A 25,590-nucleotide genomic window follows, 5' to 3' on the forward strand; every position below is an offset into this window, starting at 1 on the left:
TGTCAAAAAAATCGAAGGGGCTGTGTGTTCGTGTCGCTGCTTAGAGGCCGAGCGTGGCGACCCACGACGAACTCGGGAAGATTCCGGCGATGGCGAGCATCGCGATGAGGAACGTCCCGAAGACGATTGCTGCCGCCGGCGGGTCCCAGTGCGTGTCTCCGTGTGCGTAGAAGATACGCTGGAACACTTCACCGAAGAGCGCGCAGATGAGGCCGAAGAAGCCCCCGATGAGGAGTGCAACGACACCGAGTTCTGCGGCCCCGGACGTCCACGCCAGCGCTGCCGTCGAACCGGGAAGCGCCATGTGGTGCGTCACCGGGAGACGCTCGACGCCGAGGTTCAAGAACAGCAGTGTCGCCGCCGAGATACCGAACGCGAGGAACGGACTCCCGGTCACGAGGGCGATGTACGCCGACGAGATGCCGACGACGACACCGATAGCGGCCACTTCTTGCCACTTGTACATGTTCGGAAGCCACGGTTCGACGCTCAGGCGGGCACCTTCACCGCCGTCTGCGACTGCGCCGCCGCGGGTCTGCCCGCGTTCGAAGGGCGACATGTCGAACAGACCGTCACCGCGGACTTTTCCGACGATGTCGTAGCCGAAGGCGACGCGGTGGAGGAGCGCTGAGAGCGTCACACCCATCGCGATGTGGTCGTACGGCATGCTGAACGACGCCGAGAGGACGGTCAGCCAGTAGCCGATGATACCGAAGACACCACCGACTGCGAGCACGTCGGGCTTGGAGCCGAGTGCGAAGCCGATGTCCTTGGCCTTGTGGTAGTCGAATCCGCTGTCGATGTAGCCACGATTGGCCGCGTAGGCCGTTGCGGCCGCACCGCCGGCGAAACTGATGGCAGGCGAGAACGGAACACCGAACGCGACAGCACCGGTGATTGCACCTGCGTCGGCGTCGACGTAGGATGCAACCTCACCTGCGATGACCGCGAAGCCAGTGAAGATGAAGACCGGGAGCGCACCGATTGCTGCCCCGAACGCGCCACCCGCGAAGGCGGCGATAATCATCTCGATGGCCCAGAGTTCGTTGAGTGCCATGCAAGCTCACCTCATTCCTCGGTGTCCCGCGCCCAGTCGAGCGACCGGTCGACTGCTTCTTTCCAACGGCCGTAGCGGTGTTCGACGTTCTGCGGGTTCGACGGTGCGAACTCTCGGTCGACCTGCCAGTTCTTGCGGAGTTCGTCCATCGTCTCCCAGTACCCGACGGCGAGGCCGGCGGCGTACGCAGCACCGAGCGCCGTCGTCTCGTCGACTTCGGGACGGACGATTTCCGTGTCGAGGATGTTCGACTGGAGTTGGCAGAGGAAGTTGTTCTTGACTGCACCGCCGTCGACGCGGAGCGTCGAGAGGTCGATGTCGCTGTCGGACTCCATTGCCTCGGCGACGTCACGCGTCTGGAACGCGATTGCTTCGAGCGTCGCGCGGACGATGTGCTCGCGGCGGGTACCGCGGGTCATGCCGACGATGGTCCCACGGGCGCGCTGGTCCCAGTGCGGGGCACCAAGGCCGGTGAAGGCAGGAACGAAGTACACGCCGTCCGTCGAGTCGACAGAGCGGGCGAGTTTCTCGGACTCCGCGGCGTCCTCGATGAGGGTCATGTCTTCGAGCCACTCGATTGCGGCACCCGTGATGAAGATGGAACCTTCGAGTGCGTACTGGACAGGTTCGCCGGAGCGCTGGAAGCCGACGGTTGTGAGGAGGCCGTGTTCGGACATGACCGCCTCTTCGCCGGTGTTCATCAGCATGAACGAACCGGTCCCGTAGGTGTTCTTCGCGTCACCCGCGTCGAAACAGGTCTGGCCGAACAGCGCGGCCTGCTGGTCACCGAGCGCACCCGCGACGGGAATCTCGGCGCCGAGGAACCCACTCGCGTCGGTCGACCCGTAGTGGTCGTCGTCGGACGACGGGCGGACTTCCGGAACCATCTCTCTCGGAACGTTGAACTCGTCTAAGAGTTCGTCGTCCCACTCCATGTCGTGGATGTTGAACAACATGGTCCGGGAGGCGTTCGTGACGTCCGTGATGTGGTTCCCCGTGAGTTTGTAGATGAGCCACGTGTCGATGGTACCGAACGCGAGTTCCCCCTCTTCGGCGCGTTCGCGAACGTCTGCGGGTCGTGCGCGCTGAAGCTTGATTGGGTCAGAGTTGTCGAGCAACCACTCTGCCTTCGTCGCAGAGAAGTAGGCGTCGGGTTCGAGACCCGTCTTGTGGCGAACGTCGTCGGTCTTGCCGTCTGCTTCGAGCGTCTCGATTCGGTCTGTCGTCCGTCGGTCTTGCCAGACGATGGCGTTGTGAATCGGTTGTCCTGTCTCACGGTCCCAGACGACTGTCGTCTCGCGCTGGTTCGTGATACCGATTGCTTCGAGTTGCTCCGGTTCGAGAAGCGCGTCGTCCAGCGCCTCCTGAATTACCTCCTTCGTGTTCTCCCAAATCTCGTTGGCGTCGTGTTCGACCCAACCGGGTTCGGGGTATATCTGTTCGTGCTTTTCGTAGGCGTTCGCGACCACTTTGCCGTCGTGGTCGAACACCATGAACCGCGTACCAGTGGTGCCCTGGTCGATGGCACCGACATACGTTTCTCCTGACATTGCTAACCAACCTCGAATCGAACTCTCCGCTGAGAGTCCAACCACTACAAACATGTACAAATAATATGATAAATGTTTCTTTACTCGTGAGTTACTACCGGTGATATAGATTCCGTCTGATTGGCGGGGCTAACCTCCTAGAAAACGCAAATCATTTCGTACTACTGCTGGTAAATTGTTCCATACGTGTGTCAACGGTGCGCATAGAAGAACACACGAAAAACGTGTAATCGCACCACCAGATAGTGGTGCGACGAGCGTCGACTCAGACCAGCGCTTCTTCGAGGAGTTGGAGTGGGTGTTTGATGTCGTACCCAGTGCCGTGTTCCATCTGCATCGAACAGGTCGGACACTCCGTCATACCGACGTTCCCCTCGGCGTGCTCCATGTGGTCGAACATGTCCGAGCCGATTTGCATCGACTTGTCGTACTTCTCTTCTTTCCACCCGTAGGTGCCGGAGATGCCGGAGCAAGAGTCGCCGACGTCTTCGATGTTCACACCGTCGAGTTCGCGGAAGAGTTCGACTGCTTGCCGGTCGAGGCCTTGATTCCGGCCGTGACACGGGGCGTGGTAGGCGAACGACTGGTCGGACACCGACGCCTCACGAATCTCACTTTCGAGGTCCTCGTGGATGCGGAGGTATTCGAGCGCCTCGTACGTGTGTGCAGAGAGGTCTTCGATACCGTTGATGTCGAACAGTTCGGGGTACTCCTGTCGGAGCGACATCGAACAGGAGGTACACGACGCGATGATGTCGTACCCCTCCGGAATGAGACCGGAGAAGTTCTCGACGTTGATGCCGGCGGCGCGTTTCGCGTCGTCTAGCATCCCGTTTGCGAACATCGGCGTCCCCGAACAGCGTTGCTTGGGGACGACGACTTCGTAGCCGAACGACTCGAAGATGCGCACCATCGCCTTCCCGACTTCGGGGGTGTTGTAGTTAGAGTAACACCCGTGGAAGTAGGCGACCCGCTTTTCTTCGGAGCGGACCTGTGGACCACCGCGTTCGTTCCACCACTCACGGAACGTCTGTGTGGCGAACTCGGGGAAGTCGCGTTCGGCGGTGATGCCGAGGACTTTCTCGTTTATCTGTTGGACGACCGAATTCCCCATGACGGCGTTCGTCAGGCGGGGGAACATGCTACCCAGTTGGGCGAGCGTCCCGTAGTTCGCGAGGATGCGGTTGCGGACGTACTCACGCGAGAGTTTGTCCATTTCCTCGTCGACGTACTCGCCGCGGGCCGTGTTGTGCATCTGGCTGAGCGGGACACCCGACGGGCAGGCGTCGTCACAGCGCATGCAGTTCGAACACGACATGATGGAGTCGTCGACGGCAGCGTCGTCTTTGCGCTTCAGACGCCACTGTTCTGGCCCCTGGAACTTCGGCCCGGGGAACTCGTCGTCGACTTCGGCGACCGGACAGGACACGTCGCAGGCGGTGCACTTGTAACAGTTGTCCGCGCCGGGACGGAGGTCCATGTCGGTGCTCTCTGCAAACACGTCGACTGCTTCGAAGTCGTCTGTCTGTGCATCCGGGGTGAGTGTCGGGTTCGTCGGTGATTCTGCGTCGCTCATTGGGTAGCCTCCTCGCCTGCGAGTCGCCCGGCGACGGCACCCGTCGCCAGCGAGACGCCACTCGCGGACTTCTCTCGCGCCACGTCGGCGCCGCCGACGACACCGCCCGCCGCACGCAGGTTTTCGAAGTGTGGTTCGCCGTCTTCGCCGGTCGGTCGCAGTTCGTCGTCGGGGACGACGCCGAACCGGGCGAACGCGTGGTCGCCGAACGCTTCGGGGTCGGACCACTCGTAGCGGTCCTCGGGGTGCGGGACGTGGCACCCGAAGACGGGTTCAGTGACCTGTTCGCGGTCGGAGTCGAGTCCCTTCCCGACGAGTCCGCCCGTCGCGAGGACGATTTGGTCGGCCTCGTACGGAGTCAGGCGACTCTTCTGGTCGACCAACACCGTGTCGATACGGCCGTCGTTCGCCTCGAAATCGACCGCCGGATTCCCCGACGAGATGCGAACGCCCGCGTCGTCGAGGGCGTCGAACAGCATGTCTTCGAGTTTGAGGCCGAGGAGACTCGGCGGTCCCGTCGGGACCTCGAAGACTGGCACACCGAGTCTGTCGGCGAGTTCGTCGCGGACTTCCTCGTCGTGGTCGTCGCCGAGAATCGCCGGGAACCCGACACGGGTCTGACCGTCCATCTCGGCGGCGACGGTGTCGGCCAATACGGACCGGACGGTTCCACCGGACACGGATTCGTCTCTGTCGAGTGCTTTTGCGAAGCGCGTGACCTTCGCGTCCGAGCGGAACGACTTGGGGTACCTGACGGTGACGCCCCGCACGTCGAAGGGGACGCCTGAAGCGGTGAGGTGGTCGGCGGCGACCGGTGCGTCGAAGTCGGTCAACCCCTCGAACCCGACGAGGAGCATGTCCCCTGTCGAACTTGCGAGGCCCGTCGCGACCGACGCTGGGTAGCGAGCGGTCGGTTTCACGGTGCCGCCGTACGTCACGACGAGGGCGTTCGTGTCGGTGTGCCCGCCCCGGTAGGTGTCACCGACCGCCTCGTCGAAGATTCTGAGGCCGTCGCGGATGCCGTCCTCGCCGACGACGTGATACGGGTGGTCCGCGGGGAGCGAGTCGAGTGCGTCGAATGGGTCGGCGGACGGCCCTCCGTCGCCGATGTACCCAAGCACGTCCACGAGGCCACTGGCCTGCCGGAGCGTACTCTTTTTGTGTGCCAGTAGGCGAACCCGCGCACCGGTCTCTGCGGCCGAGAGCGCGGCCGTACAGGCGGCGATACCGCCACCGACGACGAGAACGTCGTCAGTTATCGCCATCGGCACCTCCTTCGTGCTCGTCGTCGGCAGCACGGCGCTTTTGGCCGCCATCGGCGACGGCACTGTCTGAGGACGCACCTGCGGCGTCTCCACCCTCCGAGGAACCGTCGTCGAACGCCGCGAAGTCGATGTCTTTGTCCACCGTCGCGGGGTCTCCGTCGCGGTTCATCGTCGTGACGTGGAGCATGTGTTTGAGCGCCGTCTGAGAGAGTTGTTCGCCCCACATCGCGTGGCGTTCACCCTTCCAGCGTTCTTGATAGAGGTCGTCCAGCGACGCGCGGACGGTCTCTTCGTCGTACTCGGGGGCGAGTTCGTTCGCCATCCGGTGACAGCATATCGCGCCCTGACAGTTCCCCATCGAGGCGCGCGTCTGGATGCGAACCGAGTTGAGGTCCGTCCCCGCTGTTTCCAGCGAGTCTCGAATCTCGGCGCGGGTGACGGCCTCACACTCACAAACGACCGGGTTGGGGTCGACGCTGGTGAGTACCTCGTCGGCGCGCGACCCGAGTCGCTGAACCGACCGGCGGCCGATGGGCGAGCGCAGATTGAAGTCGTCCATGTAGTCACGGAGGACGGAGAAATCCTCGCTCCCCGGGAGCGGGACGTCGGCGGTGCGACACTCGGAGTCGACGCCGAGTTTCTCGCAGACGTGGTCCGAAATCTTCTCGGCCATCATCCGGTAGGTCGTGAGTTTCCCGCCGACGATGCTGGTCATGCCGGGTAAGTCGTCGCGCGACTCGTGGTCGAGGAGGAAGAACTCGCGTGTGATATCTGTCGGGTCTTCCGTCCCCGTTCCCGGCGGTTCGTAGAGTGGACGGACACCCCAGAACGACCGAATCGTCCGCGCTTCCTTCAGCATCGGGACGAGTTCCGAGAGGGTGTCTATCATCAGGTCGACTTCCCACCCCTCTTCGGGGTAGTCTTCTGGGTCTTCGACCTCTTCGTCGGTCGTACCGAGAATACACGTCGTCTCGTGCGGGACGATGATGTCGGCGTCACCCTTCGGCCGACAACGGTTGACGACGGTGTCGACCTGCCGGGTGTTCATGATGGTCATGACGCCCTTCGACGGTCTGACTTCGACGTCGACGCCGGCGAGGTCACCGACTTGTCCCGCCCACGCGCCCGTCGCGTTGACGACGTAGTCGGCGTATATCTCTTCGACTGTCCCGGGTTCACCGTGGACGTACGGGCCACTCCCGGTCTGGTGGGTCACTTCGACGCCGACGACTTCGCCGTCTTCGACGAGGACGTCTGTGACCTCGGAGTGCGTCTCGATACGGGCACCGTGTTCGACGGCGCTCGCGGCGTTCGCGACACAGAGTCGGAACGGGTCGATAGCGCCGTCGGGAACTTTGATAGCCCGTTTGATATCTTTGGCAAGGTACGGTTCTACCTCGCGGGCCTCTTCGGCCGAGAGAACTTCGGCGGGGATACCGCACTCGCGGCACCCTTCCAACTTCTTCTCGAAGTACTCGTCGGAGTCTTCCGGGCGCTGGACGAACAGTCCGCCCGTCATCTCGACACAGTGTCCCGCGATTCGTCGGAGGACGCGGTTTTCTACGATGCACTCCCTCGCAGATGGCTGGTCGGACACCGCGTACCGACCGCCACTGTGGAGCAGGCCGTGCATCCGCCCCGTCGTCCCGTGTGTGAGGTTCCCCTTCTCGACGAGGGTGACGTCCAGTCCACGCATCGCGAGGTCTCGCGCGATGCCTGTTCCGGTCGACCCCCCGCCAATGACGAGGACGCTCGGCGATTTGTTCATTCGTCTTTCGTGAAGTAGGACCGCCTGCACTTTATTTTACCTTCACTCGTCGACTCCGACGTTCGTCTCAACGTCAAAATCACTATTTGCTGATACGATTGGTTCGATATCCCCTCGAATACCGGAGCACACCGATTCTGGCTTGATGTAAAACGACAAAGACAATTCAAAATCATCGTTCGAATTAGTTACGCTCGATACTTCTCGTATCGGGGGTGACCCCTGCTGAACGTCCCGGTAGCGGCCCCTCGGGCGGCAATATTTGTGACTCATGTTCACACCTGACACGCCATCTGGCGACAGTGGGTCAATTTTTACACTTGCACCGGCTACCGTCGGGTCGAGACGTTTCACCTCATGCGACTCGAAGACCGAATCACACGACGGCGCCGACGTGGACGGACGCGTCGGGTCGTCCGCGACTTGAGTGCCCTGGACCCGACTGCCCACCCGGACGAACCGACGGGTCGTGGGCCAACACTCGAGCGAATCCTCGACGTTCTGGACCCCGTCTTCGACGGGTCGTTGCCGCCGCACGCGCACATCTACGGCCCGAAGGGCGTCGGAAAGTCGGCCGTCGTGACCGCACTCTTCGAGCAACTTGCGCGTGCGATACCCTCCCAGCAGTCGGTCATCTACACGACGACGCGAACGGCCGGAACACCGGCTACCTCGTTCGCGTACGTCGATGCACGGACAGCCTCGACCGAATTTGCACTTCTCCACGCGACACTCGACGCCCTCTCGGAAGAACGGGTTCCGTCGCAAGGCGTCGGTATCGAGTCGCTGCGGAGTCGTCTGTCCGACCGCGTCTCGCACGACGAGCGAGCAGTCGTCGCTGTCGACCACGTCGGCGAACCGGAGACGTACTCGGCGCAGACTGCAATCGACTTGCTCGACGACGTATCGCCCCACTTCTCGGTGCTCACAATCGGCCGCGACCCGGTCGACGGCGTCGGCGACGGCGTCGAAACGGTCGAAGTTCAGGCGTACGAGCGACACAACCTCGTCGACATCCTCGTCGAACGCGCCTCCGACGGTATCGCACGGAACGCACTCACCCACGAGGCGACGAGCGAAGTGGCAGCGTGGGCCGACGGCGACGCCCACGACGCACTGTCGGCACTGTACGGGGCGGCGAGACTCGCGGCGGCAGACGGTGCTGAGACGCTCGACACGGACCTCGTCACCGCCGGCATCGACGCAGTCCCGGAGGACGGGTGTTCGTTGGGCCGCGTGTTCGCGCTCTCTGAGAGTCGAAGACAGGTCCTGCAGACGTTCGTCGCCCTCGACGACGCCGACAAATCCTCCGTGACCGCTGCGACCGAGAGCATCGCGGCGGCACCGTCTGTCTCGCTGTCGGCGACGACCATCAGACGCGTCCTCTACGAACTCTCTGACCTCGGACTCGTCCGCCGGGTTCCGGTGGCCGAATCGGCCGACGGCCCGGGCCGCCCGGCCACGCGCCCCATCCCGAACTTCTCTACGCTGGCGTTTCGCGGCCTGAACGACACGGACCGCTGATTCTTTTTCCCCGGTGCACGAAGCGCCCCTATGATTCCGCCGCTGGTACTCGATATCGATGGGACGCTCACCGACGCGCAGGGCCGACTCGACCCGCGCGTCTTCGAGGTGCTGCCGTCGTGGGACGCCCCTGTCGTCCTCGCGACGGGCAAGGCGTTCCCCTACCCCGTCTCGCTGTGTCACTACCTCGGACTCCCGCAGACGGTCATCGCCGAAAACGGCGGCGTCGTCCTCGTCGATGGCGAGGTGACGTTCGCAGGCGACAGAGAGGCCGCCCAGGCCGTCGCCGACGAGTTCGTCTCACGGGGTGGCACGCTCGGCTGGGACGCCGCCGACACCGTCAACCGCTGGCGCGAGACGGAGATTGCCGTCAGTCTCGACGCGGACGAGGCACTCCTCCGGGAAGTCGCCGCAGCGTTCGACCTAGAGGTCATCGACACGGGATTCGCCTACCACGTCAAGTCGCGCGGCATCGAGAAAGGAATCGGTCTCGAACACGTCTGCGAGACGATGGACTACGACCCGGCGGACTTCGTTGCAATCGGTGACAGCGAGAACGACGCGTCGACGTTCCGTGTCGTCGGTCAGTCCTACGCCGTCGCCAACGCGGACGAGGTAGCGAAAGACGCGGCGGACGAGGTTCTCGAACAGTCGTACATGGACGGCACGTTCTCGGTGCTCGAATCGTTGCAGAACTCGTAATCTGTCGGCCGTCGGGTCGGCTATCCCGCCCCGGCGTCTCCTATCGCACTTCGTCTTCGACCCACGTCGCGTACGCTTCTAGGACGTGAGATTCGTCGAACCGCTCGATGCAGGGGACGTCGTAGGGGTGGAGTTCGACGACTCGTGAGACGAACTCTTCGTATCGTTCGTCGGTCGTCTTCGCGAGGAGGATGACCTCGTCGCCGTCGTGGACCTCGCCCTCCCATCGGTAGGTAGAGCGACAGGTGAGGCGGTTCACACAGGCGGCGAGACGTTCTTCGACGAGCGCTCGAGCGAGGTCGTCCGCCGCAGCAGGCGGTGCTGTAACGTAGACGGTTGGCATGAAATCGAACGGGTACGTCGGACGCTCAGACCGCTTCTTCGAACGGTGCGAAGCGGCCGTTGATGTCCCACTCGTGGATGCAGTAGGGGCTTCCGACCTGCTTCTCGCCGTCTTCCGACGCGATGCGCCACGTCGCCACGTCGTCGTCCCAGCGTTCTACTCGACCACAGCGCTCACAGGCGCGTCGGGTCGGCCGTCGAAGGTGGGGTTCCATACGTGAGAGAGTGCGTGTCAGTATGCAAAAGCCCATCGCCGACGGCAGTTTCGCGGCCGTTATTGTACGCAAGTCGAACGACCGTACACAAACCGATGGTACTTACCTCTCACCGACCCGAGTCCGTCTATGGGCTTTCACACCTTCGACGCCGACGCGGCGGCGAAACTCGACGACCCCGCGAGGTACCGCTACGTCTCTCGGGAGGAACTCCTCTCGTTCCTCGGCCCCGGTTCTGAAGACGTGGTCGCCGACCTGGGGAGTGGCACCGGGTTCTTCACCGACGACGTGGCCCCCTACGTCGACGAACTCCACGCAGTCGACGTACAAGAGGAGATGCACGACTTCTACCGGGAGAAAGGCGCACCCGAGAACGTCACGTTCGTCACCGCCGACGTGGCGTCGCTCCCCTTCGACGACGACTACCTCGACGGCGCGTTCTCGACGATGACCTACCACGAGTTCGCTACCGACGACGCGATGGCAGAACTCGCGCGCGTCGTCCGTCCAGGCGGAGTCGTTGTCGTGGTCGATTGGTCCACGACTGGTGAGGGACAGGCCGGACCGCCGACAGACGAACGATTCGGCCTCGCAGACGCCATCGACGCCTTCGAATCCGTCGGGTTCACCGTCACACACGGCGAGTCGCGACGCGAGACGTTCGTCTGTGTCGCTCGGCGCTGAGACACGAGCGGAAAGTAACATACTATTCACGATTGTTCGTTACAGATTGGTTTCAGAGGAGTTCTAACGCCAATCGTACTAGTTTCCTAGAACAATCTAGTGGATTTCAGGACAAACGTTATATCGGGCAGTGTGCTACGAATTAGCATGACAGTACACAACTCGACCATCGACAACTATCGTGCCACCGAAGGGTACTTCGAGTGCCGCTCCTGTGGGTCGCGAACGGTCAGCGACGCACATCTCGGTTCGTGTCCCAGTTGTGGCGGGTCGGTACGGAACATCGCCGTCGCCCGCGAATAATCAGTCTCCGTTTTTTGGGCTGGCTACTGTAACCAGCGGCGTCCTCAGGGCTCGATAACCATCGTGTAGCGGTCGACCAGAAGAACGAGTATCGCACCGCCGAGCGCTGCGAGCGCGAAGATGCCGAACAGTTCGACAGACCACGTCTGGCCCAACTCCGCGAGTTTCTCACTCGTCTTGACGACGGGTGCGCGGAGTGCACCGGCGATGAGACTCACGAGAAACGCGAGCGTCTCACGGCGATAGTGTTCGAGCGCCCACCGGACGATATGGGCGATGGTGAATAGTCCGACGAGTGCACCGGCGATGAAGGCGACGACGATGGTTCCGGGTTCGACGAGCGCCGACACTGGACCACCTCTCGCCACGTCGATGAGCGTGTCGACGAATTGGCTGAGAGCCGTGGTCATGTACTCGTACTGGCCGAGAAGCAACAAGAGGAGCGACCCCGAGATGCCGGGGAGAATCATCGCACTCACCGCGATTGCCCCTGTGACGACGGTCACCGGGAGTGAGTTCCCGAGTGCACTCCCGACGGTTCCCGACGCGACGAACGCGACGGTGAATCCCGCGGCTGCTGCGACGAGTTGTCGAGGCGAGTCGAGTGAGACCTGCGCGTACAAGACGACGGCGGACGCGGCGATGAGACCGAAGAAGAATCCGAACGTCGGCACTGGTTGTTGGTCGATTGCGACGGTGAGGACGCGGGTGACGGTGATGATGGCGGTGGCGATTCCCGCTCCGAGGACGATGAGGAACCCCACGTCGATTTCGCGTAAGGCCGTTACCGCGTCGTTCCGGTGCTTCGGCGAGATTCCGGTCAGTACCCGACGAATTCGCTCGGGTGTGATGGCAGTCACCGCACTGATGAGTCGTTCGTAGATGCCTGTGACGAGAGCGATGGTCCCACCGGATACCCCGGGGACCGCGTCTGCTGCACCCATGCAGACACCCTTCAGGTAGAGGACGAGCCACGAGAGGAGGGCCGGACGCTCGTCTGTGTGCGTCGACATTTGGTTGTGCGATTCTTCTTTGGGACCCATATCAGTCCACCGTTCGACTTCGTGTGTCTTCGAAGGCGCGACGCGGAAAGAATCAAACCGTCGGGCGAAGACGTGTTGGATAATGGAACTCAGCATCATCGGCAGTGGGTACGTCGGCACGACGATTGCCGCGTGTTTCGCTGACCTCGGCCACGACGTGGTCAACGTCGATATCGACGACGCCATCGTCGACTCGCTGAACGCCGGCCAGGCCCCGATTCACGAACCCGGCCTCGACGAACTCGTCGAGACACACGCCGGCGACCGACTCAGGGCGACGACAGACTACGACGCGGTTCTCGACACGGACGCGACGTTCCTCGCCCTCCCGACTCCCTCGAACGACGACGGAAGTATCGACCTAAGCGCGATGAAAGCGGCGGCGTCGTCGCTCGGTGAGACACTCGCGCAGAAAGACGACGCACACCTCGTCGTCACCAAGAGTACGGTCGTTCCGACGACGACGGTGGAAGTCATCGGACCACGAATCGAGGAGGCATCGGGGAAGACTGTCGGCGAGGAGTTCGATATCGCGATGAACCCCGAATTCCTCCGCGAAGGGACCGCTGTCGAGGACTTCCTCTCCCCCGACAAAATCGTCCTCGGTGCACAGAGCGAACGCGCGTACGAGCAGTTAGACGAGATATTCGCCTCGCTTGTCGAACGCGCGGGCGACCCGCCGGTCGTCAAGACCGGAATCAGCGAAGCAGAGATGATAAAGTACGCGAACAACGCCTTCCTCGCGTCGAAGATTAGCCTCGCGAACGACCTCGCGAACATCTGCAAAGAGTTCGGTGTCGACTCCGAGGAGGTTCTCGATGCAATCGGTCTCGACGCTCGCATCGGGTCGGCGTTCCTCGGTGCAGGTCTCGGATGGGGTGGGTCGTGCTTCCCAAAAGACACGGCCGCGATTATCGCCGCCGCTCGTGCACGGGGCTACGAACCACGCCTTCTGCAAGCCGCCGTCGACGTCAACGACGAGCAACCGAAGCGGATGCTCGAACTCCTCGAAGACCGATTCGACCCGGAGGGAAAGCGTGTCGCCGTCCTCGGCCTCTCGTTCAAGCCCGGCACCGACGACGTTCGAAATTCACGTGCGATTCTCCTCATCGACCACCTCCTCGACGCGGGTGCCGACGTCGTCGGCTACGACCCCGTCGCGACCGAGAATATGCGTGCGCACTTCCCGAATATCGACTACGCCACGTCTGCCGCAGACGCACTCGTCGATGCCGATGCCGCACTCGTCGCGACCGACTGGGACGAGTTCGCCGCACTCGACGCACAGTTCGACGAGATGCGCGAGCGAGTCGTCATCGACGGTCGCCGTATCGTGACCCGGCGTGACGGACTCGACTACGAATCGCTCGTCTGAGAGCAATTATTATACCGAAAACCCCAGTTCAGCGTTGACCCTCGCTCAGTCAGAGACTGCTTCCGTCGACTGGATTTCTTTTTGGAGTCTTCGTTCTGCTTCGTCGCGGTCTTCTGGATAGCCAATATCCAGTCGCCACCCGTCGAGACGAATTGCATCGATTGTTCTGCCAGACCTGATGAGGAGGTCGATTGCTTCACTAATCTCGTACTCGCCCCGATTAGACGGTTGGACGAGGTGGCAGGCATGGAATATCGAGGGTGTGAACGTGTAGAATCCAGTCATCACGAGATTCGACGGTGGGTCCTCGGGTTTCTCGATGACTTCGATAATCTCTCCGTAATCGTTCGTAACGCACACACCGTAGCGCGAAGCTTCGTCCCACTCTACTTCCTCGATCAGGAAAGCTGCATCTGCTCGCTCTTCGCGTTGTCGTCGCACCACATCGTCGAGATTCGCTTGAAAGATGTTGTCTCCTAACATCAACATAAAATCGTCGTCGATGTGTTCTTCGACGGTTAAGAGCGCGTGCGCAAGCCCTTTCTGTTCCCGTTGGTGGGAGTACGTAATCGGGATACCGCGGTATTCGTCGCCGTAGTGGCTGATAATCACTTCTTTTTTGTAGCCGACGACGACCACGATTTTGTCGGCACCGAGTTCGACTAGCTGGTCGAAGCAGTGCGTTAGAATTGGCTTCCCGTCGACCTCGACCATTCCTTTGGGCTTCTCTTTCGTGAGTGGGCGGAGACGAGTCCCCCTCCCTGCGGCCAAGACGACTGCTTGCATAGGCCTCTGTTCAGCAGTGACACGTATATCTATGGAGTCAGAAACACCAAATAAACAGAATATAATTCTGATTTTTGGATGTGTTCAAAGAAAAGTCAGGGGACGTTTGGAACGCGATGCGCGGTCGCTGACGTTACGCGACCACGGTGGTCCGAACTGCGCTGGCGTCGATGGAGGCTGACTCGTTCGATGTCGATTCGTTACCAGACTGTTCGGTAAACGTCAGTTCCTGTTCATTGCGTTCGAGGGTAACCTCGATGGTACCGTCTTCAGCACCGTTGACGAGGCCTTCGTCGACGCTGACATTCTGTGCCTGATAGGCGACGATGGTGTTGTTCCCTTCGAACGACGTTGGGCCAGTGAACGTGTAGTCGCCCGTCGCACGGACGCTCACGTTGGTGTACCCGTTCTCGGGACCGTAGTCGTCGTAGCCAGTCGTCGAGTACGGGAGCGTCATGGTGAACTCGCCGTTCCCGTCGGTCTGGACCTGCTGCGTGTAGGTGAACGTCGTGTTGGTCGTGAGGTCACGCATCTCGACCTGTGCGGTCACCGTCGAGTCGGCCGGGGCACCGGACCCTTCGACTGTCGCGCCGGGGACGCGTTCGAACGTCTTGACCCACGCCGGGTTGTTGTCGAGGAGGACCTGCGGTTGGATGCCAAGAGTGTTCCCTGCGCGAATGAGGGAGTTCTGGTAGGAACCGGACCGAAGTGACGAACTGTTCGACGACTTCACGAGGCGGTAGTGTTCCAGGGCAGGGACACGCTCTTCAGGGAACGCGGCGATGCCGCCAATCTGCGAGGTTGGGTCGCTCTCGACGTACGCCTCGGCGGCGCTCATGTTCTCGAACGTCTTGATCGCCTGCCCGTCGGACGGCGTCACGCGAATGGTCTGCGTGTCGGAGACCGGACGCTCGTCCCAGTCGACGACGACGGGTGATGGGTCACGGGCACTGCCGTGGTACTTGTAGAGGCGAATCATCATGCTCTCGTAGTACCGCTGGTCGTGGACTTTGGTCTGGGAGAACCCAGTTACCTGCCCGTCCTGTTCTTGCAGGCGGTACACGGTGCTGTAGAAGTCCGACGTCGAGACATCTTCTTCGTCGTAGAAGACAGTCGGTGCACCGAACTTCGAGTCGGTCGAGGCCATCTGCCAGTCGACCATCACGTAGCGCGTCTGGTCGCCTTCCTCGCTCTGTCCGGTGAGGACGTCGTTGGCCTGTGCTTCGTTGGGTGCGAGAAGATAGTTCGCCGCAGAGGTTGCACCTTCCTGGAACGGGTTCGCGTTCGGAATCCGTTCACCGAGGACGGTAATCCAGTGCCCGTAGTCCCACCAGGACATCACACCGTAGGTGCCGTCCGCGTATTCGTAATCGCTCGTGGCTTTGTACGTCCCGTAGTACTCCATCTCGTTGGATGCGCCACCGAGCGTTCCTTCTTCAGGAGTGTTGTTTTGCATCCATTCGAGTGATCCTTCCCACTCAGTAACCGTCCCCGGTCCAGTCTGTGACGCCTCAAGAGCGTTGTCGCTCGTGCCAGCGTTCCCAAGTTGAATCGGGACGAGGAGGACTGGAGTGAGGACCAGCAGGAGAGCGACTACAACGGCCGCGACTTGGCCGTAGGAGACATCCCCCACGCGCTTCACGTCCGCGAGTCCGATGAAACTGAGACCGAGAACTTCGCGGAGGAGGTATGCGTTCATCACCGCGACGACGACTGCGAGGTAGTAATTGAAACGGACTTGGGTGAACGCCGCCGAGGTGATGATGGCTGCCCAGACGAGAACGAACAGGTGTTCGCTCTCGTAGTCAGCTTGCAACACTGCACCGACGACCAGTGCCGTGACGATTGCGAGGCTGACCAGCGACGAGTCGATTCCGACGAGGCCACCGACCCCAGCTGGGACGGCCGGAATCAAGAAGATGAGCCCGATAACAGCGAGACTTCCAGCAACGTACCCGATTTTTCGAGAGTCTCCGTCGTTGACGAGCGGTTTCGCGACGAACCAGACCGTCGCGACGACACCGGTGAAGAATGTGAAGCCGTATTCTGACATGATCCGCTCGACTGCGGACATGCCAGTCGCTTGGAGTGTGTTCGCAGCAAGGAACGGTTGTGCCTCACCGATAGTCCGCGTTGCTGCGCCGGCGCTAAAGCCGACGGTACGGAGGAAGTTGGTGCTAATTTGGTTGAAGACGTTGGGGAGAACGAATGCGGTAAAGAGGATTCCAACGACTCCGAGAACACCGACTGCCGCGGGGTATCCACGGTCGTCGACGTCGTTTGCTTCCCACCAGCGGGCCATCGCTGCGAGGACGACTGCCCCGGCACCGATGCCGAACGAGAAGAGCGGCTGGAGGAGGCTGAACTGAGTCACGCTGAACGACGTTTCAGCGAGGGGAACGAACATCAGCACTCCGGTGACGAACATCGACACAGCACCGACGAATGCGACGTGTTCGGGGGACCGGCCACGGACGTAGTCCGAGACCATCGTGAGGACCAAGAACAGGCCGAAGATACCTACGAGGAGAATACCTGGCGGCCACGACCACATGTAGACTGCCATCGCGACGCCAGCGAGGGCGGACCACGTGAGTGGCGTTCGAAGCGCGTCGAAGTCACGGGCGTCGACGAGTTCCCAGACCGGTTTTTCGCGGTCTGCGACGGCGAGTGCGACCATGACCGCGAGGACAGCGAAGCCCTGGAAGAACGGTTCGGCGATGTTGTGGTCGGCAAAGCCGACGAGGCCACGTCGGAGGAACGTCCCCGGGAGGAGCATCAAGATGAGTGCTCCGAAGAGACCACCGAGACGCCCACCGAGGCGTCGTCCGATCAGGAACGTTGGGATGACGACTAGTGCTCCGAAGACTGCGGGGGCAACGAGGAGCGTCTTCGCGACGAGGTCAGCCGATGGGCTACCGAGGCCGACGATGAGGGCGGCCGTCGCAACTATCTGGTCGTAAATCGTCCCGAACTGACCGACACTCGTCCCGAATGGGAAGTAGGTCCACGGGTCGAACGGCATCGTGCTCGGCCAGTGACGGACTGTGTACGACACCTCTCGGAGGTGGTACCAGGCGTCGTTTCCGGAGAACAAGACGCTCCCATCTGTGATGAAATTGCTGTACGACTTCAGACGAATAGCCAACATCGTGACTAGTACCACGAGGAGGACGGGGACGTGGTACCAGTCTTTGAACAGTTCGAGGACCGACGAAGAGTCAGGGCCCTCTGTGTGTTCAGAGTCTGTACTCATTGGTTTGTGCGACTGGGAAAACGCGTATAAGCCTTGTGATGGATGGTTGCTGATTCACTGGTTCCTGATTTCAAACGTAATGTCGGTCTCCGCCGATTCGGGTAGTAATTGCGCAGACCAAACTAAACATAATTAATAGCACATTTGTCCACAATTTTGAACGAGGGAATTGTTGCTATGTTACTTGATTTCGAACGGTTCGGTGACTCTCGTGGTTTCTTATGTCAACATCGTTTTTCCAATCGCAGTATTCTTGTCGGCACAGACAATGGTGGGTCATATGACCGACCGCTTCGTTAGTGTTGCCGAGCCGATAATCGGAGAGGAAGAACGAGAAAATATCAATCGGGTGTTAGACAGTGGACGATTTCTTCAGGGTCCATTAGTAGAAGAGTTTGAAAAGAAATGGGCAGACTACGTGGGTACTAAACACGCCATCGCTGTGAGTAACGGCACAACTGCAATACAGCTTTCGCTAAACGCGCTCGGTCTCGAGCCTGGTGACGAAGTAATCGTTCCAAGTCTTACCTTTGGTTCAACAGCAACTGCGGTCGTACACCAAGCCTGTGTGCCTGTTTTCGCTGACATCGATAGAGAAATTTATACGCTCGACCATACCGACCTCGAACGATGTCTTTCAGATCGCACAGAAGCTATTCTTCCTGTCCATCTTTATGGCCACCCAGCAGAGATGGACAAAATCCGCTCGTTCGCAGACGAGCACGATTTGGCAATCGTCGAAGATGCGGCTCAAGCACACGGCGCTTCATATAAAGGAGACCCTGTTGGTAGCATCGGAGACGTTGGTTGTTTCTCTTTCTATGCGACCAAGAACATAACTACTGGAGAGGGTGGGATTGTCACCACTGATGACGATGACATTGCAGAGTCTATTCGCCTATTGCGGAGTCACGGTATGGCCAACCGTGACGAGCACGTGTCTCTTGGGTATAACTATCGAATGAGTGAACTCAATGGCGCGATTGGTTCCCCGCAAGTTGACCGTCTTCCTGATTTCAATCGTCGCCGTACCGAAATCACAGAACGTCTTTTCGCTGAGCTCGATGATCTCGATTGGATTCGCCCTGCGACGGTTAGGGATTATGTTGACCACGCGTACTTTTGGGCACCGTTCGAACTTGATACAACTGCGATAGGAATGTCCGGAAAAGAGGTCTGGAAAAAATTAAAAGAACAAGGTGTTGAAACCCGCCATCGATATGTGGATCCACTGTATAAACAACCTGTTTTCACCGAACACCGCGGGTTTAATTCTGATTTCCCGTGGTCGGCAAACGAGCATACCCACGATTACGGTAACCTCTCTTTGCCGAACGTTGAAGCAGTCGCCGGAAAGACAATCGGTCTTCCAAACCACCCCGGTTTAGACGACGAAGAAGTCGATTACGTTATCGAGACCGTCCGCGGGTTCGATTCATGAGCTACTCTGCATAGCCGAGCATTCTGAGTCGCTCGTGCGCTACATCCATGTCTTCGCTGGCGACCTGTTGTGGTTCTTCGGCAATTATCTGTCTTCGCTCTCCGCATTGATGTTCGAAGTATGGCACGCTGGTTAGTGCAGGGATATAAACACCAAGTGGGTGACCATAAACACGGATGGGGAAGGGTTTCGCGAACTCGCCAAAAGCGTTTCCATGATCCGCAGTAACGACGGTTTTCCCTTCGACTTCGGTGAGCAATTCACGAACCGGCGGAAGTGCTCTCTCCAGATTCAATCGATATGCTTCCCACACCTCTTCTTTTTCCAATTCACCTCGGTCCAACCGTTCGAACGCCGTCGCTTTTCGTTCAGTGTTGTCCTGCGTTTCCTCGTTCAACGCTTGCCGTCGAATTGCACTAAACTCGCGTAGCCCGAGTTTCTTTTTGCCGATAAACGGTTCGTGTGGTTGAACAAAGTGGAATATCAATCGCTTATTTGGATATTCTTTGGCAACTCGTCTCGCAGTGTCACACATCGCTTCTGGGGTCACGGTCTGAACGTCGTCGTCCCAATTCTCTTTCCAAACCGGAATGACATCGTGAAACTGGTCCGGAGACAACAGCGTACTGACATAAGCATTTCCAGTGACGTACACCGTGTCGTGGAACGTTCCATCACCAAAGTTTTCTCGCAGGAACCCCGGTGTCCCCGATTCGAGAGATTGTCTCTTCGAGAGCGTTCCGGGAAGATCGAAATCTGAGTAACAGTCCTCGAATAAATCGTACCGGCAGGCATCAAGGATGATGAGGTTATCCCAATCACATTCGTGAATGGGACGGGAATCTGATTGACGATATCTCCTGAAGTACTTACTAGCGACGTTCGACAAGAACCGTTGACGCCACCAGTGTCTGCTTGAGCCGTTCTTTTTGATTTCCGCAAGTGCGTATCTAGGGTTCATGTTGTTTGACTCTAACCAACCGGGGTATTGATTACAACGGTTACGTGTGAAGGCCCGACGACCATAGTATTCCACGGTGAAAGCTGAGGTGATTTTGTGAACGTATTGTGCTTCACTCAAGAGACAATTGATGCAGTGCAGTATCGCAGAAATGAAGGTGCAATCTAAGCACTGCAATAATTACGGAAGGAATTTATTGGTGTCTGTAACAGGTAGTCGTATAATGCGTGTACTCGTTACAGGCGGTGCTGGGTACATCGGTAGCTACATTGTTGAAGAACTACTCCAGAACGGACACGATGTGCGCGTTCTTGACTCCATGCTGTGGGGAGATGATGCTTTAGAGCCGTTTAAAGATGATGACAACCTCGAGATTCGTGAGGGTGACATTCGTCACATAGAGGATCTCTCGTACGCCATGAAAGGTATGGACGCGGTCATCCACATGGCAGGTATCGTGGGTGATCCTGCGTGTGGAGTGAACGAACAGGCCACACAATCGGTCAATGTCGAAGCCACAAAATCTCTCGTCGAAATCGCCAAACTCCACGATATCGACCGCCTAATCTTCGCGTCCACGTGTAGTGTTTATGGAGCTAGTGAATTGATGGAACTAAACGAAGGGTCGTTCCTCAACCCACTCTCTCTCTACGCCAAGTCAAAGATTGACTCTGAAGAGATAATTCTACACGAGACGCATGACAAATTCTCTGACGACAATATCACGTCTACAATTCTACGGCTTGGCACAATCTTCGGTTGGTCCCGTCGGATGCGTTTCGACCTTGTTGTCAATATCCTCACAGCAAAGGCAGTTCTCGAAGGCGACATCCCCGTGTTCGGTGGTGAGCAGTACAGGCCGCTCGTTCACGTTCACGACGCTTCCCGTGCGTTTGTTGCTGTCCTCGAAGCAGATGAAGAGAAAGTCGACCACCAAATATTCAACGTTGGTGACAATGACTTAAACTACCAGATCAAAAAGGTTGGCAAAATAGTTGAAAATACGATTGATGACGCGGAAGTTCGATTCGTCGAACACAAAGAAGACAACCGCACGTACCGCGTCTCCTTCGACAAAATCAATCACATACTCGGCTGGGAAGCGGAAAAAGACATCACTGACGGCGTCGAGGAAATTAAACAGTGGATGGCTGAGGAAGACATTACTGACTACTCTCGGGAAGATATGCGCAACTCCGAATATTCGTACATGTGATATGTCTGTAACTGTCCTCTCACAGGAGAACATTACCGAATGGCGAGAGTGGTTCGCGTCACTTCCCGAGGCGGGGCCTTACCACGACCCCGATTATTTGACGCTACTAAGCGGTGGGTTCGAACAAGAAGAAGAAGTTGCTGAGGCGTTCGTATACGCCAACGGTGACCAATTCGTATACTACCCGTATATTCGACGTTCACTGTCGGAGGTGCCACATAGTGATGAACTCGACCAAGATATCGAAGACTACTCCGATATCGTCTCGTCGTGGTACTATGGCGGACCGATTCTCTCGACGGAAACTGACACGGACATTACCGCAGAGTTTGCCGAGGCATTTTCTGAGTACTGTGTCGATGTGGGAATCGTCTCTGAATTCCTTAGATTTGACCCCAACTTACAGAATGCGACTGACTTCGAAGTCCTTAACCCGCGCGTCGAGCGTGAAACGGTCTACGTTGATTTGACCCAGAGCCACAACGCAATCTGGGATAATTTTGAGAAACGAAACCGGAATGCGATTAGACAAGCACAGGAAACTGACCTCGTCGTTGAGCCCACGAGGGACCATGCCGACTATCGCGCGTTCTACGATATCTATACGAACGCGATGGACGCAAAAAACGCTTCAAAGCACTACCGGTTCCCATTCTCGTTCTTCGAAAAATTATTTGGACAGGAATCGATGTCTACACTCCTCGTCGCTCGACACGATGAGGACGTCGTTGGAGGTGCAGTCGTCGTCCACGACGGCACTGTTGCTCACGACTACCTCCGTGCGTCGAACCCAGACTATTGGGACATGCGGGTCAACAACCTCCTCTGCTACGGTGCGCTGATGCAGATGAAAGAGACTGGTCGCCAACTGTTCGACTTCCAAGGTGGCCGACCCGGTGTGTTCCGATTCAAAAAAGGGTTCTCGCAGACCGAGCGTGGTGAGTTCTCTGTGGCAACTCGGATTCATATCCCTGAGGTTTACGACTCACTAGTGGGCGCTGCCCGAGACGAAGGAGTCGATACAGACACGGGTTACTTCCCTGCGTACCGTGTAGCCCAGTCAAACTGATGATTCCATTAGGCTCTCCACAAATCGACGAACAAACTGTCTCCCGTGTGAAGGGCCTCCTCGAATCGGGTCTGCTATCGACCGGCGAAGTGGTTTCAGAGTTCGAATCGGAACTCTGTTCTCTTGTCGGTCGGTCGTACGGTGTCGGAGTCTCTTCTGGGAGCATTGCACTTGAGATGGCTCTGGAGAGCGTATTCGAGTCGGGTGACGCAATCGCAATCTCTCCGTACAATTGCGGTGCAGTGTTGTACGCGACTCTCCGTGCTGGTTTGGAACCAGTGTTCGTCGATGCCGAACCGGAGACGTGTTGTATCGACCCTATGCAGCTGGCAAATGTTGAGACAGAACTCGATGGGATTCTCGTGGCCCACCTGTTTGGTCAGCCTGGAAAGATGGACCAACTTCTGTCCGTCGGGGACGACTTAGGTGCAACGGTCGTCGAGGATTTTGCACAAGCACCCGGTGCTTCGTATCGCGGGCAGCCTGTCGGGTCCTTCGGTGAAGTGAGTGTTTGCAGCTTTGGTGCGACGAAAAATCTCACAACAGCAGAGGGTGGTATCATCGTGACGGATAACCAAACGCTCTCTCGCCAAGTTTCGTCTCGCCGCTCCAACACGAGTGACACTGCTTTCCTCCCCCGAAGCGTGCGAATGAACGATATCGAAGCGGCTATTGGTCTTGGCCAACTTCGAAACTATCCTCGGGTAGTTGAACAGAAACGCCGTGTTGCAGAGGTCTACCTTAATACTATTACCACAGGTAAATTGCCAAAAACCATCGATGGCTCTACGCACGTGTATCACGGATTTCCGCTTCGACACTCCGAGGCTGACGAACTCGCAACCCATCTAGAAAAGAATGATATCGGGACGTCTCGACTCTATTCAAACCCTCTTCACAAATACAAAGCGAGTCCAATTACCGACGAGTCGTTTTCGGTGGCAGAACGATTATCAGACGAGATTGTGTTATTGCCGATACATGGGGGTATAAGTCTCTCTGAAGCCGAAACTGTCTCTTCAATTGTCAACGCATTTTGAACCAATAATTTAAATATCATCGATAGATTTCTGAGTAACAATGAACGTAGTTCTCGCATCGATTGATTGTCTTAGACCTGACGCTCTTGACAGTCGATTCCTTGATGGACAAAAAACCAAAGGTTCTTTTTATGACACGTGTATCGTTCAAGCCCCATTTACTAGTCCTTCCCACACTTCGATGCTTACGGGACAGAACCCTCACAATCACGGGGTTCGGTGGCTAATCGATTACCATACGGATGCGACGACGCTTCCAGAGGTCCTTTCGGAACAAGGATACAACACTGCGGCATTCATTGGCGGCTATCCGCTTCCCACCGGAAACCTAGATGAGGGGTTTGACACGTTCGAACACATCACTTCGATTAAAGACTGGAAAGAAGGCCGACAAGAGTTCGGTCCTGCAAACGTCCTAGTAAACCGCGCAATTAATTGGCTTGACGAACACGAGGGTGAGGATAATTTTGTCTTCCTACACTTTTTTGACCTCCACTTCACACTTCGTTCAGAGTTCGGCAAGCGCGAGCGTCCGGATTTTGATGGTGATCACATTTACAAGAACGTTGAGCAGTACATCGGCCGACAGAAGCGCCGGTACTACGAAGAAGCCGAGTTCGTTGGTCGCCAACTCGAAATTCTTCACGAACTTGTCGATATTGACACGACCGTAATCACTGGGGACCACGGTTCGAAAATGCCTGGTGAACACGGCTACCCGTGGGTGTACGACTCGAAAGGAAACAGGGTCGGTTCGCAGTTCCGTGCTGTTGAACTGTACGATAACATCATTCGAGTCCCGCTCATGTTCACCGGCGATGCGTTCTCCAGCCAGACGGTTCACAAGCAGGTCAGGTCCATCGATATCGTACCGACTCTCCTCGACGCATTGGACGTTGAACACGACCCTGTCGATGGAATTTCGCTCCTCGACGGTGAATTGCCGGAATTTGCGTACTCCGAAACGTACCATGGGCAACTCACGAAGGAGAATAAGCTCACACACAAGATGAATGAGAACTACGACTTCGGGTGGAACGAGCTGGACTCGCTCGTTTCGATCCGCTCGAACGAATGGAAGCTTATCTGTACGGCCAATGGTGACCTCGAACCAGTTGAACTGTACAACATCGCCCAAGACCCTGGTGAGCACCAGAATTGCATCGACGAACAGCAGGATATCGCCGAAGAATATTTCGACAAACTACTGTCTCTCATCGGAGACGACGACCAACGGTATGCAACGGCCGATGAGGTCGATAGTGAAGTTCGCCAACATCTCGAAGACCTCGGGTATATATGAACACTGACGGTCAGAAGGTCTTGCTACTCTCTGACCACCGTTTTTCTGACCCCGGTGGACGGGCAGAGCGGTTCCGAACCCGAGCGAAGCACCTCGAAGAGTGCGGTTGGCAGGTCGAACTCGGGTACGTATCCGAACCGTACGTACTTCGGTTCCCAATAGAAGTCATCCGCCTCGTTCGAAAGGCTCGACGTGAGAAGGTCGATGTGGTCAATTCAGTTAACCACCCGTTCCATCTCCACGTCATCGGATTCATCGTTGCACTCGTAGCGGGAGTCCCGTGGCTTGTCGAATTCCGCGACCCGATGGTCACACACCCCGATATCGAAGACGACGTACTGCTACCTCTCCGACGGTTTGTCGAGTGGTTGTCTGTCCACTTCTCTGACAAAGTTGTTTGGGGAGACGGTATTCAAATACCTGATAATTACTACGAGGAAACGTACGCAATCCCTGAAGGAAAAGTGACGAGGTTGCCCTTTGCAGGGTACAATGCTGAGGCATTCGAGAGCGCAAGCACTCGACAGTACAGCAGGTTTACTGTGACGTACGCTGGTTCGTTCTACGAGGGATGGATTGAACCGTACGAGTTCTTAGCAGGCATCGAACAGTATGTGGCCCAATACGACCCAGAACCATTCACAGTCCAGTTCTATGGGGATTGGTCGAGTGAGTACCAGCGTGAAGTCGAAAAGCGGGGACTTGAAAAATATATCAAGGTTCACGATTTCGTACCACACGACGAGATAATTCCAGTCTTGAAAGGGTCCGACGTTCTCGTGTATCTCAGTGGAACTAAAACGTGGAACCAGCAAAACGTTCCGTCGAAGATTATGGACTACATCGGAGCCAAGCGGCCAATACTTTCGATTTCTCCCGAAGAATTCCGCGTCTCGAAACTCATCGAAGAACACCAGTTCGGTATCGTCTCTGACCCGACAGACCCGGAAGATATCGCGGACAAACTCCATGCGCTCCGACGCGGTGAACGCCGCTTCAGTTCAACGGAGGGCGATGCTGACGACTTCACACGTCGAAAAAAGAACAAGCAACTAGTCTCGATACTTAACGAAATGGTTGGAACTGAAAACGGGCATGCAAACTAGAAGTACCT

The 25,590-nt window shown here is 57.9% G+C and carries 22 protein-coding genes; 11 read left to right on the forward strand and 11 right to left on the reverse strand.

Features of this window, described 5'->3' with window-relative positions:
- Nucleotides 1-40: 40 nt before the first annotated feature.
- The 5 genes from GJR96_RS12680 to glpA all read right to left on the reverse strand — a co-directional run bounded on the left by GJR96_RS12680 (nucleotide 41) and on the right by glpA (nucleotide 7,216).
- Entirely contained in the window at nucleotides 41-1,057 is a 1,017-nt protein-coding gene (locus tag GJR96_RS12680; RefSeq protein ID WP_151163256.1) for a hypothetical protein, read from the reverse strand.
- An 11-nt stretch (nucleotides 1,058-1,068) separates the two neighbouring features.
- The gene (glpK, locus tag GJR96_RS12685) at nucleotides 1,069-2,607 is read right to left on the reverse strand and encodes a glycerol kinase GlpK (protein WP_151163257.1); all 1,539 of its coding nucleotides are present in this window, start codon (nucleotides 2,605-2,607) and stop codon (nucleotides 1,069-1,071) included.
- Nucleotides 2,608-2,872: 265 nt separating this feature from the next.
- Nucleotides 2,873-4,183, reverse strand: a complete 1,311-nt coding sequence (locus GJR96_RS12690) for an anaerobic glycerol-3-phosphate dehydrogenase subunit C (RefSeq protein ID WP_151163258.1) — start codon at nucleotides 4,181-4,183, stop codon at nucleotides 2,873-2,875.
- Complete coding sequence (gene glpB, locus GJR96_RS12695) at nucleotides 4,180-5,448, reverse strand: glycerol-3-phosphate dehydrogenase subunit GlpB (RefSeq protein ID WP_151164041.1); 1,269 nt, start codon at nucleotides 5,446-5,448, stop codon at nucleotides 4,180-4,182. Before glpB ends, GJR96_RS12690 begins: the two co-directional genes overlap by 4 nt.
- On the reverse strand, nucleotides 5,435-7,216 hold the full coding sequence (gene glpA, locus GJR96_RS12700) for an anaerobic glycerol-3-phosphate dehydrogenase subunit GlpA (protein WP_151163259.1): 1,782 nt from the start codon (nucleotides 7,214-7,216) through the stop codon (nucleotides 5,435-5,437). Before glpA ends, glpB begins: the two co-directional genes overlap by 14 nt.
- Before the next feature lie 357 nt (nucleotides 7,217-7,573).
- Here glpA and GJR96_RS12705 point away from each other — a divergent pair, with 357 nt between their 5' ends.
- Together GJR96_RS12705 and GJR96_RS12710 are read left to right on the forward strand one after the other, a co-directional pair.
- Nucleotides 7,574-8,740 carry a Cdc6/Cdc18 family protein gene (locus tag GJR96_RS12705; protein WP_151163260.1) on the forward strand — a complete coding sequence of 389 codons (1,167 nt, stop codon included), beginning with the start codon at nucleotides 7,574-7,576 and terminating at the stop codon, nucleotides 8,738-8,740.
- A gap of 30 nt (nucleotides 8,741-8,770) precedes the next feature.
- Nucleotides 8,771-9,442: a phosphoglycolate phosphatase gene (locus GJR96_RS12710; protein ID WP_151163261.1), complete on the forward strand. Its 672-nt coding sequence runs from the start codon at nucleotides 8,771-8,773 to the stop codon at nucleotides 9,440-9,442.
- Between the two features lie 40 nt (nucleotides 9,443-9,482).
- Here the strand turns inward: GJR96_RS12710 and cutA are convergent, their stop codons facing one another.
- The gene (gene cutA, locus GJR96_RS12715; RefSeq protein ID WP_151163262.1) at nucleotides 9,483-9,785 is read right to left on the reverse strand and encodes a divalent-cation tolerance protein CutA; all 303 of its coding nucleotides are present in this window, start codon (nucleotides 9,783-9,785) and stop codon (nucleotides 9,483-9,485) included.
- A 25-nt stretch (nucleotides 9,786-9,810) separates the two neighbouring features.
- The gene (locus GJR96_RS12720) at nucleotides 9,811-9,999 is read right to left on the reverse strand and encodes an HEWD family protein (RefSeq protein ID WP_058570585.1); all 189 of its coding nucleotides are present in this window, start codon (nucleotides 9,997-9,999) and stop codon (nucleotides 9,811-9,813) included.
- 129 nt (nucleotides 10,000-10,128) lie between these two features.
- On the opposite strand from GJR96_RS12720, the gene GJR96_RS12725 reads away from it, so the two are divergent.
- Both GJR96_RS12725 and GJR96_RS12730 read left to right on the forward strand, forming a co-directional pair.
- Nucleotides 10,129-10,683, forward strand: coding sequence for a class I SAM-dependent methyltransferase (locus GJR96_RS12725; RefSeq protein WP_151163263.1), 555 nt, complete (start codon nucleotides 10,129-10,131; stop codon nucleotides 10,681-10,683).
- A gap of 147 nt (nucleotides 10,684-10,830) precedes the next feature.
- Entirely contained in the window at nucleotides 10,831-10,986 is a 156-nt protein-coding gene (locus GJR96_RS12730; protein ID WP_151163264.1) for a rubrerythrin-like domain-containing protein, read from the forward strand.
- Between the two features lie 44 nt (nucleotides 10,987-11,030).
- Here GJR96_RS12730 and GJR96_RS12735 read toward each other — a convergent pair whose 3' ends face one another.
- Nucleotides 11,031-11,999 carry a DUF368 domain-containing protein gene (locus GJR96_RS12735; RefSeq protein ID WP_151164043.1) on the reverse strand — a complete coding sequence of 323 codons (969 nt, stop codon included), beginning with the start codon at nucleotides 11,997-11,999 and terminating at the stop codon, nucleotides 11,031-11,033.
- A gap of 112 nt (nucleotides 12,000-12,111) precedes the next feature.
- On the opposite strand from GJR96_RS12735, the gene aglM reads away from it, so the two are divergent.
- Nucleotides 12,112-13,404 (forward strand): UDP-glucose 6-dehydrogenase AglM, encoded by a 1,293-nt coding sequence (aglM, locus tag GJR96_RS12740; protein ID WP_151163265.1) that lies wholly within the window; start codon nucleotides 12,112-12,114, stop codon nucleotides 13,402-13,404.
- A gap of 45 nt (nucleotides 13,405-13,449) precedes the next feature.
- Here aglM and aglF read toward each other — a convergent pair whose 3' ends face one another.
- Nucleotides 13,450-14,190, reverse strand: a complete 741-nt coding sequence (gene aglF / locus GJR96_RS12745) for a UTP--glucose-1-phosphate uridylyltransferase AglF (RefSeq protein WP_151163266.1) — start codon at nucleotides 14,188-14,190, stop codon at nucleotides 13,450-13,452.
- 133 nt (nucleotides 14,191-14,323) lie between these two features.
- Nucleotides 14,324-17,446 carry an oligosaccharyl transferase, archaeosortase A system-associated gene (locus GJR96_RS12750; RefSeq protein ID WP_151163267.1) on the reverse strand — a complete coding sequence of 1,041 codons (3,123 nt, stop codon included), beginning with the start codon at nucleotides 17,444-17,446 and terminating at the stop codon, nucleotides 14,324-14,326.
- Between the two features lie 280 nt (nucleotides 17,447-17,726).
- Between GJR96_RS12750 and GJR96_RS12755 the strand changes: the two genes are divergently transcribed.
- Nucleotides 17,727-18,887, forward strand: a complete 1,161-nt coding sequence (locus tag GJR96_RS12755; protein WP_191965861.1) for a DegT/DnrJ/EryC1/StrS family aminotransferase — start codon at nucleotides 17,727-17,729, stop codon at nucleotides 18,885-18,887.
- A gap of 1 nt (nucleotide 18,888) precedes the next feature.
- Here GJR96_RS12755 and GJR96_RS18165 read toward each other — a convergent pair whose 3' ends face one another.
- A complete protein-coding gene (locus GJR96_RS18165) occupies nucleotides 18,889-19,848 on the reverse strand; it encodes a hypothetical protein (protein ID WP_228717085.1) in 960 nt (319 codons plus the stop codon).
- A 223-nt stretch (nucleotides 19,849-20,071) separates the two neighbouring features.
- Between GJR96_RS18165 and GJR96_RS12765 the strand changes: the two genes are divergently transcribed.
- Genes GJR96_RS12765 through GJR96_RS12785 form a run of 5 tightly spaced genes read left to right on the forward strand, consistent with a single transcriptional unit; the run spans nucleotide 20,072 to nucleotide 25,582 of the window.
- The gene (locus tag GJR96_RS12765; protein ID WP_191965863.1) at nucleotides 20,072-21,064 is read left to right on the forward strand and encodes an NAD-dependent epimerase/dehydratase family protein; all 993 of its coding nucleotides are present in this window, start codon (nucleotides 20,072-20,074) and stop codon (nucleotides 21,062-21,064) included.
- Between the two features lies 1 nt (nucleotide 21,065).
- Nucleotides 21,066-22,133, forward strand: coding sequence for a GNAT family N-acetyltransferase (locus GJR96_RS12770; RefSeq protein ID WP_151163270.1), 1,068 nt, complete (start codon nucleotides 21,066-21,068; stop codon nucleotides 22,131-22,133).
- Nucleotides 22,133-23,173, forward strand: coding sequence for a DegT/DnrJ/EryC1/StrS family aminotransferase (locus GJR96_RS12775; RefSeq protein ID WP_151163271.1), 1,041 nt, complete (start codon nucleotides 22,133-22,135; stop codon nucleotides 23,171-23,173). Before GJR96_RS12770 ends, GJR96_RS12775 begins: the two co-directional genes overlap by 1 nt.
- A gap of 40 nt (nucleotides 23,174-23,213) precedes the next feature.
- Complete coding sequence (locus tag GJR96_RS12780) at nucleotides 23,214-24,476, forward strand: sulfatase-like hydrolase/transferase (protein WP_151163272.1); 1,263 nt, start codon at nucleotides 23,214-23,216, stop codon at nucleotides 24,474-24,476.
- Nucleotides 24,473-25,582, forward strand: coding sequence for a glycosyltransferase (locus GJR96_RS12785; RefSeq protein ID WP_151163273.1), 1,110 nt, complete (start codon nucleotides 24,473-24,475; stop codon nucleotides 25,580-25,582). Before GJR96_RS12780 ends, GJR96_RS12785 begins: the two co-directional genes overlap by 4 nt.
- The last annotated feature ends 8 nt before the right edge of the window (nucleotides 25,583-25,590 follow it).

This window comes from Haloferax litoreum (genome assembly GCF_009674605.1).
Lineage (GTDB): Archaea > Halobacteriota > Halobacteria > Halobacteriales > Haloferacaceae > Haloferax > Haloferax litoreum.